This window comes from Ohessyouella blattaphilus, assembly GCF_024721265.1.
GTDB classification, from domain to species: Bacteria; Bacillota; Clostridia; order Lachnospirales; family Lachnospiraceae; genus Aequitasia; species Aequitasia blattaphilus_A.
Genome location: NZ_JAMXOC010000067.1, coordinates 1 through 1,794, shown reverse-complemented (window position 1 = coordinate 1,794; position 1,794 = coordinate 1). Strand labels below are relative to the sequence as shown.

Sequence of the window (1,794 nt, the reverse complement as noted above, 5' to 3'; positions counted from 1 at the left end):
ATAGTCTCTCGGAATCTCTAGCCCTCTGTTTACAAGGCTTGTAGATTCCTTTTTTATTAAAATCCCCCACTTTTTGTCAAAAAAAGCTTGACAAACATATCGAAAAATGTGGCGCTTCGCGCCTGTTAATTAAAGTATATTTTTCGATTGGAGGCGATTTACATGTTACCTATTATCACTGGCGGTCATTCCGCCTATCAAAAGCATTTGCTTGAGCAAATGCGCAAATATTATCCGGATCCTTCTACGATTTCTCGTGCTACATGGGATATTATTGATCGTTTTTGGCATCTCGATCTTTCCTTCACAGATGAATTTATGCAAGATAAGTACTCTCGTTTTGGGCCAAAGCCTAGAACCCCTTCTTGCATGCAACGATCCCTTCTACTTTCCATAGCGTTTAAAATCGCTATCACTGAGTGGGCGGCACAACTAAAGTTAAATCCGCTCTTTGCAATTCTTAGCGGTTTTGAATTCGGAGATACGCCTGGGGTTGGAACTTTTTACGACTTTCTGAATCGACTTTGGGACTCCGATTCTGATAACTTCTCTCCTCACGTGAAGCCAGTAAAAAAGAAGAAGGTTAAGAAACCTAAGCAGAAAGGTGAGAAAGCGGAATCTGTTGAAAAAGTGACTGTGGATCAGTTGTTCACTAGGTTAGAATCTTCTGTCTTTTCCATTGACGCTGAGCCTTATTCTTCTCTCTTTCAAATTTACCGCAAAGAATTCTTAGATAAATCCGTGGAGAAAGGCTTGATTTCACCCGAATCACTTGCCATTTCTGGGGATGGAACCCCTGTTGTCACGTCTGCAAGAGAACGCAAGAAGCGTATCTGTGATTGTGCTAATAATGGCATCTTTGATTGTGACTGTGATCGCTTATTCTCCCAACCCGACTGTGATATCGGATGGGATTCCTCTAGAGATCGCTTCTACCATGGCTATGATCTATACATGCTTGTTGCCTCTGACTCGGAAAGTGACTTGCCTATCTTTCCGCTTTTGAATAAGGCCTCAATGCATGACTCGCACGCCTTCCCAGAAACGTTCTTCCGGATGAAGTCTTTCCTTCCTGAATTTCATGTCTCTAAGTGGCTTTTAGATGCCGCTCATGATGCCATGGCTTACTATGTTCACTGCCGCAAAAATGGAATTACGCCATTTATAGATCTAAATAAAAAGCGTGGAATCCAGGTTCCCTACAAGAACGACTTCACTATTGGCGAAGACGGGGTTCCTATCTGTAGAGCCGGCAGAAGGATGCATCACGATGGCTCTGAACCTTCTAAATGTAGATACAAATTTCGCTGTCCGCTTGCTAGCAGAAAACATGGTTGTTCTTGTGAAAATCCCTGTTCGGATTCTAAATACGGACGTACGGTTCATGTTGCCATGAAAGATAATCCGAGATTATTTAATGATCCGCCAAGAGATAGTAAGGAGTGGAAACTAGAGTATAATGCCAGAACTTCATCAGAACGCTGTATTAAACGTGAGAAAATAGACTTTAAATTAGAAGACGGCAAACACCGATCATCTAAGATGTGGTACTGCCGTCTCTATCACATCCTCATGCTACAGCACTTGGATGCCTGGGATTTGCCCTATGAATCGACCCTACAAAAGCTGATTCTACAAACGGCATAATCCACTAACTATTATACACATTTTTAGGGCATAACAACAGTTATGTCTGTTTCTCGTGTCCACTTTTTCTTTTTTGGATAATATTTACTTATCAATGTTCAATGTTCGGCTTTGCCGAAATAATCACTCGAGATTCCGAGAGACTAT

1 protein-coding gene is annotated in these 1,794 nt (G+C 41.7%); it reads left to right on the top strand.

The genetic code is table 11. The annotated features are described in order from the left end of the window. The first annotated feature begins 162 nt into the window (after positions 1-162). Positions 163-1,647 carry a hypothetical protein gene (locus NHH16_RS15320; RefSeq protein ID WP_262070459.1) on the top strand — a complete coding sequence of 495 codons (1,485 nt, stop codon included), beginning with the start codon at positions 163-165 and terminating at the stop codon, positions 1,645-1,647. Positions 1,648-1,794: the final 147 nt, after the last annotated feature.

Coding starts and splice junctions, on each gene's coding strand:
- NHH16_RS15320 (WP_262070459.1), top strand. CDS start 163: ATGTTACCTATTATCACTGGCGGTCATTCCGCCTATCAAAAGCATTTG.